This window comes from Terriglobales bacterium (assembly GCA_035567895.1).
In the GTDB taxonomy this organism is placed as follows: domain Bacteria; phylum Acidobacteriota; class Terriglobia; order Terriglobales; family Acidobacteriaceae; genus Gp1-AA112.
This window is the reverse complement of the sequence record DATMPC010000114.1, coordinates 46,410-53,254: the sequence shown is the minus strand read 5'-3', so window position 1 is coordinate 53,254 and position 6,845 is coordinate 46,410. Positions and strand designations below refer to the sequence as shown.

6 protein-coding genes are annotated in these 6,845 nt (G+C 54.8%); 3 read left to right on the top strand and 3 right to left on the bottom strand.

All coding sequences use genetic code 11. From position 1 onward, the window contains the following. The first annotated feature begins 850 nt into the window (after positions 1-850). Positions 851-1,450 carry a hypothetical protein gene (locus tag VNX88_24955; protein ID HWY71940.1) on the top strand — a complete coding sequence of 200 codons (600 nt, stop codon included), beginning with the start codon at positions 851-853 and terminating at the stop codon, positions 1,448-1,450. A gap of 134 nt (positions 1,451-1,584) precedes the next feature. Here VNX88_24955 and VNX88_24950 read toward each other — a convergent pair whose 3' ends face one another. Together VNX88_24950 and VNX88_24945 are read right to left on the bottom strand one after the other, a co-directional pair. Next, a complete protein-coding gene (locus tag VNX88_24950) occupies positions 1,585-2,436 on the bottom strand; it encodes a pirin family protein (protein ID HWY71939.1) in 852 nt (283 codons plus the stop codon). A gap of 68 nt (positions 2,437-2,504) precedes the next feature. Next, the gene (locus VNX88_24945) at positions 2,505-3,410 is read right to left on the bottom strand and encodes an NmrA/HSCARG family protein (protein ID HWY71938.1); all 906 of its coding nucleotides are present in this window, start codon (positions 3,408-3,410) and stop codon (positions 2,505-2,507) included. A 183-nt stretch (positions 3,411-3,593) separates the two neighbouring features. On the opposite strand from VNX88_24945, the gene VNX88_24940 reads away from it, so the two are divergent. After that, complete coding sequence (locus VNX88_24940) at positions 3,594-3,965, top strand: MarR family transcriptional regulator (protein HWY71937.1); 372 nt, start codon at positions 3,594-3,596, stop codon at positions 3,963-3,965. A gap of 73 nt (positions 3,966-4,038) precedes the next feature. Here the strand turns inward: VNX88_24940 and VNX88_24935 are convergent, their stop codons facing one another. Beyond that, positions 4,039-4,497 (bottom strand): hypothetical protein, encoded by a 459-nt coding sequence (locus VNX88_24935; protein ID HWY71936.1) that lies wholly within the window; start codon positions 4,495-4,497, stop codon positions 4,039-4,041. 280 nt (positions 4,498-4,777) lie between these two features. Here VNX88_24935 and VNX88_24930 point away from each other — a divergent pair, with 280 nt between their 5' ends. Then, positions 4,778-6,811, top strand: a complete 2,034-nt coding sequence (locus VNX88_24930; GenBank protein HWY71935.1) for an ATP-binding protein — start codon at positions 4,778-4,780, stop codon at positions 6,809-6,811. The last annotated feature ends 34 nt before the right edge of the window (positions 6,812-6,845 follow it).

The window sequence follows — 6,845 nt, the reverse complement described above, 5'->3', positions numbered from 1 at the left end:
ACCTGCTGAAACTGTTCCGTCATCGAACCAGCCTCATGCCGGCCTGAGGCCATCTGTACACAGGATGGAAGCTGATTCCCGTTCCGACACTCCCAGACAGTCGATTACGTCTCAGCTATGGAGTTTCTCTCCGACAGGCTCCAAGAGTGTCCCCAGCAACGGTTTGAATCTCTCAGATAGGCGCAGGCTGATCACGTGAGTCTCAGTCGACGCCGTCGGTCGATTCTTTGTCGGGGAGTAATAGCTCTAAGTCTTGAATGAATGTAACTACGATCACCACGAACGATCCCACAATTCCCAAAAGGAAAAGAGTAACGAGGAACCCGGCCAGAAGTGATACAAGACCGCTCACAACATCTTTATTGTAGGTATGAAGGCATAAGGAGTTCGTAAAGCAGAACCGCATGCGGTAGCGGGCGGGTGCCGTTGATGTTGCGGTAGCAGGCGGGTGCTTGTCACGAGCCTCCGCTGCGGTAGGAGACTCCGGAGAAAAAGCGCTTACCCCGCCCCGCGAACCCCGAGCGGAACGGGGCACCCGAATTCTGTAAGTCTTTAGCAAAAAGAGGAAAGGCCGGGGCACCCGTGCATCTAGGAATCCCAAAACAGAAACCAAACAAGCGAAATGAGAAAAAAGGGTGCGCCACCTGTCACTGCGGCTTGGTGGCTCGCAAGCACTTATGAAAATTCAAACTGAGACACTACCGTTTGGCTTGTGTCCTTTCTTCGCAGGAGAAGGCAGGTGTAGAATGGCCACCGTTTTCGGAGCTACAACACGAGGCTGGTGCTTGAGCGCGGCTCGTTGATCTTGCGCTCTGATCGCTGAGCAAGAATCATCCTGCAGGAGGCACTTATGGCTGCCATACCTTCTCCGGCGCCTGGCGGATCCCAGAAGCTCTATTACTTTCTTGTTCTCGAACCCATGTGGCGGGGCCAATTAGATGCGCTGGCTACCGCGGAACGGGAATTTCGATGGCATCTGCTAGCCGTGGAATGCCTGCGAATTGCCAAGGGGCCAGGCTCAGACCCATTGGATATCGCCGAATTCTGTCGCAAGTGGCAAATTCCGCTTACTCTTCCCATGCTTGGCCCCACTAGCCTGCTTAGGAAGATTGGCAAACTCGTTGGCGGCTGGCCGTCGACTGCCGCTGTTTTCGATCCAACCGGCGCAATCAACATGGGAATCAAGGTGATCGGAAGGATGGGACCACTAATCGGCCAGATTCAGATGCGCAATGCCATGCTCGTCGGTTTGGATGAGGATGTGATCTCCAAAGCAGATCAGAGTTCTGTTCTGTCGATCCTGGAGTCATCGGCGACACCGCAGAACCTGATGAATCGTGTTGCCGAATCTAAAGCCAGGCTGGAGAAAGTCTGGAAGGAGACCACAACCTTGGCGGAAAAGATGAATGCTGTGCGGAACGAACTGGGTTTACCTGACACAGGCTTTTGATCTCATTCGGCTGGGTGGCCATCCTACTCTTTTTTAGTGTTTCAATCTGAAACTCCAGAAAAGCGGGGTGGCGGTGGGGCAAAAGACTGACGTTCTATAATGGGAAACGGTGGGCCACTCGTCCCTCCTGTTGTTCAAGGTCTGTCGTGCTGAATCAGGCGTGTCTCGATTTCCGAGATCCGTGCCTCAGCCTCGCGCAGCGCCTCTGTGCTTGTGTGCACGGAGTGGGAGCCTAAGACAAGGTTGTGATCATGCGGTACGGCCGAACCAAGGACGAACTCTGCATCGGATTGGGCCTCGAATTCGATCGCGGCGTTCGACGAGTTGAAGGCCACCAGTTCGCCCTGCAGCAGCTCGTTTGGGACCAGAACGGAACCCACGCCCACCGCGGTCCACAGGACAGTGTGTCCGGCGGGCGGCTGGTAGCTCCAGCGCTCTCCGGCCTTCAAATGCACTGCGAGATAGTTCATCGGCGACGGAGCTTTGATCGAACTGGTCGCGGTTCCGTAGCTGCCGAGGAGAATACGCGCGGGCCCGTCGTGGGGAATGACCTCCGGTGACAAATAGACGCTCTCCGATGGTCCCAGCTCAAGATCGGGCGGCAAGGCGATCCAAAGCTGGAAGCCCCGCGTCCGTCCCGATTCGCCGAAGCCGCCACCATGCCAGACACCGCCGCCGGCCCGCATCCATTCGATACCGCCGGCACGCAACAGGCCCGTCGCTCCGTTGGTGTCTTCATACCTAACGCTGCCCTGCGCAACGTAGGTAACGGTCGCGATTCCCGAATGTGGATGGAGCCCAAGACCGGAAAAAGGTCTTCCGTGAGTATCGAAGATGTCAAGGAATACGAAGGGTTTCAAAATACGGCCAAAGTCGGAGGGAGACATCAGGCGTGTGATAGGCCCGTGACTCTGTCCACTTGTGCGTTTGGCGATGCGGGAAAGAGGACGAGTAGCGCTTATGTCGTGTGATTTCAGGTTAGACATTGGATTGGCCTTTCTTAGTTCAATTGTTATGACTTCGCAGGAGCAAAGTTCGACGGGCGTAAGCGCATTTAAGGTTTCTGAATCGGGACATTCAGTCGCGCCCACGTCGAAAACTTGGTCGGTTGCCGGCCTGCCATCTTGTTTGCGAGCGCAATCCGGTCGGACGAATCCGAGCCTAAGTAGGTATGAGCCTGGAAGTAGCTGAGCATCTCTGCTACCTCGGCGGCCCCAGGAAAGAGCGTAGCGAAAACTTTCTTTGGGACTTGCATAAATGAAAATTTATGTCCCAGTCGATTTAGCGTTTCAACGATTCCATTGAAGCTCATGAAATCTCCGACGAGAGGCAGATACTCGCCATTGCCTGCCTCATCGGGGTGTGCAAACGCCCCAGCAACGATGTTGCCAAGTTCGCTGATGTCGCCCATGTGGATGCAGCGTGCACCTGGATCGAGAGGAAGAGCCCAACCCACGGATCCATCCGCCTGCTTTTGCGGAGCAAGAACGCCCAGCAGGTTCTGGTAGTACATAGGCGCGATGACGAATGTGTGGTGGGCAAATCCGGCTTCCTTGACGATCCGATCGATCTTGGCCTTGCCGGTAAAGTGGGGAACGTTGAACTTGGCGCCGCTAATCGCTTCCACATCAGGCAGCGTTGACCAGATAAAGTGTTTGACACCGGCATCTTTGGCAGCACGTACGGCCGCGGTTGCCTGCTTGACCTCGTCGGTGCCACCTTCCCAAAAATTGGTGACCAGAAAAACGCCGTGTGCCCCATCCAATGCAGCTTTCAGGGTTTGCGGGTGGTCTAAGTCTGCTTGGACGACCTCGTCGGCGAGTTCGCGATCCTTGCCTGGATTGCGAGTCAGTGCGCGCACTTTGAATTGGCCGCTGGCTTGCAAGGCACGTACTACTCCGCCTCCCTGCTGTCCTGTGGCGCCGAATACTGCGGTGAGCTTTTTATTGTTGGATACCATGTTGATTCGCTTTTCTCCGAACGCTTTCGGGAAGTACATTGATATCGATATAATTGATATCAAGCAGTATGATGTCCAAGGATGCGGAAAGGACGCAGAGAAATGCAAGACACCTCTGGAGTTCATGTCTGGTGGGTGCTAGTAAGAGCTTTTCACGCCCTGAGGGCTCGCGCGGAAAAAAGCTTGAACTTGAGCCAGGCCGGGCTCGGCGACTCGGATTTTAGCGTCCTTGAAGTGCTACTCCACAAGGGACCTTTGCCGGTCAATACCATTGGTCCGAAGGTGTGGCTCACGCCGGGATCGATCAGTGTCGCGGTCGACCGGTTGGAGAAGAAAGCCCTTGTGAAACGTAAGAATACGGATGACCGGCGCGTACGCCTGGTGGAGCTTACGGCCAAGGGACGCGCGCTCATCACCAAGACTTTTCAAAAGCACGCGACCACGATGGAAGAGGCCGCCAGCGTCCTCTCAAAAGAGGAGCGACTGATCTTGCTGCGGCTGCTCAAGAAACTGGGAAAGGGCGAGAACGAGATGAAGGCTCCTGCTTCGCTGTAGCAAGGCCAATGACGCCTGAAAGGGTGGGCCACCCGTCTGCCGTTTGGGAAAAAGCGGGTCATCTGTCCAACATTCATTTCTGCTCGGCTCTATGGAGACTGATGTTCCGCCACAGCCTTCCATCACGGAGGGTGTACGTCCCTTCGATCGTGTCGCCTGTCACTTCAAGATGGAGGGAACTGCCATTGGGCAGAGAGCAAGCGATCACGTGAGTCTTGACGGTATAGGAGCATTCGCTGCTACCCATGCTCACTTCCTGGCCATCGACGATCTTACCTGCCGAGACCATCAGAGGATCTTGGGCGCGTGCGTTCGCGGCGATGCGGTACAGCGCGGTCTCGTCATTACAGGCACTCGGCCTAACCACGCATCTGGACTCACCACGCCAGATCCCAACCGGCCCCTTGTCTGATTTTGGATTGGCTCCACTCTGGCCGAACAGTGAAAGCGGGGGTATCGCTAGAGAACCGACCATAAATGCGATGGAAACCAGCGTGTATTTCGCATTGATCGAGGCTGATTGCGCAATCATCGTGACGCGCTCCTGGTCCGCAAAGGATAGCACTGTACTAGGGAAATCGGGCGGGCCACCCGCCAGTTTCGGGTCGAGCCATGGAGCCAATCTGAGAGACGCGTCGCGGAATTATGCCGCGAATTCCATAACTGCTCCTTGACAGCAGTGCCTATCATAGATGTAACGCAAATCGGGACGAGTAAGAGCTAGGCGGGCACATTTGCCTGACCGGTTCTAATTTTCCTGAAGCGGAATTTCACTGACGGCTCGATCGAGATCGAGACCGAGGAGAAACCGAATGAACCGCAAAGGCACATCTGTGTCTGCGTCCCCTTCTTTCCACTTGGGGGACAACCCTGTAAACGCCTATCAAGCGCGAATCTACGCACAAGAATCCTCACCAAGCAGCGTCGCTGTCATTTTGGAGCTAACCGAAAACGCGCGAGACAACGCGACTGAAGTAACTCTCACCTTAGACGTCGATAGTTCGACATATAAGGATGGAACTCACGTACTCGTACCTAAGCGACTCATCTGCGAGGACAACGGGACAGGTCTTACCCACTCGGAATTCCTTAATAGTTTTTGCGGAGCCTTCTCCGACTCCGACGTTCATCGGGATGTAGATCGTGCTGGCAGAAACGGCGTCGGCACAAAAACTTACACGTCGATTGCAGATCGAGTCATTGTGCTCACCACCACGGGTCGGCCATCCGAAGGATTGGATGAACATTCAACCCAGCTTTCCTCTACCTTACCGAAGGGACTCGAATTGCCCAAAGACGGGGATGCCGACTCGGTGTGGCGCGCTTATGAGTTTCGCTTGCATTCGCGTAGTGCGCTGCCACCTCTGTGGACGAAGGCGAGTCCAATGGAAATGGGCACGAGAGTGGAATTAGTAGACATCCGCGAGGGAACCGAGATTTCTTTCGAGATGCTGCTTGAACGTCTGTCCTACGCTCGTGAGTGGCTGCAGAACAGTGCGCACACCTTTGTTCTTCAACTCTCCGGCAGTGTTCCACAAGGACTAAGTGGAAGCAGGCGAATCAATCTGCGGCCTTGGGCACCTCCCGTGAAGAATTGGCTCGTCGAAGCGAAAGGCCGATCAGATCAGAACCTGCCGATCTTTGATCCGACTAGTAAGGAGTCTGAAGTTGTTGCGGCGAGTTCCCGATTATCAGAAGCAGTGGAGTTCGACTTCAGGGTGGTTGGTCGCAACAACGAAGGCCAGATGCAGAATTTGGACAAGCCTGCCCTTCTCTTGGAGGTTTGTGGCGCGCTTCCATATGCACCGAACTTGGAGGGAGTTCAAAGCGCGCGTACCTTGCCGCTTTTGACGTTTCTTGGACTAGAACACGCCTCCTCCATTGGTGCCTTCTGCAATGCCGTCTGCGGTTACGCGCGGGTCAATTCTCTTGGTTTAAAGAATGCACTTCGGAACAACAAGACAACCTTAGCTTCAGGGCCGGGTACCGCGGAGGTCGAAGCTCTCCGGGAATATCTCCACTCCGTCTTTCGTGTACTTCATCGCGCTTGGTATAACGCAACGCGGTCCAGTCAAGATGAGGCAGCCAAGGATGCATTGAGGGAGGCAGAGGTCGAAGTCAACCTGGCCCTTAAGGGTGTCAACCGCAACCCCTTCAAGAGCGGTGATATTACACGTGGCATCCCTAAAGATAAGACGCATCCAGTCCCGCCACCTGCACGCCGGCATCGCTGGGAGTGCGGTGAGTGCGAAAGGCGCTGGCTTGCGGACGCTACATTTGTGCCCGCCGTGTGCGCACAATCATCTCCAATTTCAGGAATTGACGAAGGGTGTGGTTCGTCAAACATTGGTCTGGCGAAGAATCAACCGCGCGTTGGTGATTGTCGTATACGTATCGAGCAATTAGGAGATGCGAAAATTCCGGCTTCATTCCAGTTCGAACGAGAGGATATCGATCTGGATGTTCCGGTTGTCCGCGTTAATCTTGCAAGTCCGCGGTACATCGAACTACGGGGCAGTGGATCGATGTCTGGTCAGGCGCAGAAGCGGCTGAAGCAATATTTAGTCGACGTTGCTTTGGTGGCCATTGCGGAATACAACGCCGAAACGAGGGGAACGTCATTTTCTCAGGAACTCGGGGATCTCTACTACAACAGAATGCTGCGGTTCGTAGGCATCAAGGAATATGAGTCGCAACTGAGTAAGTTACTCGAAAATACGACGCCTGCCGTAGAGCAAACTGAGCTTATTGGGCCTCCAAGAGGCGCAGTCAATTCCTGCGTAGCCAACTTATTGAAGTGCCCGCGTCCCATTTTTCTTGGGACGCGGGATTCGCCACGACAATGACCGAGCAAGGTGAGCGGGGTAGTTCACTCTTGCC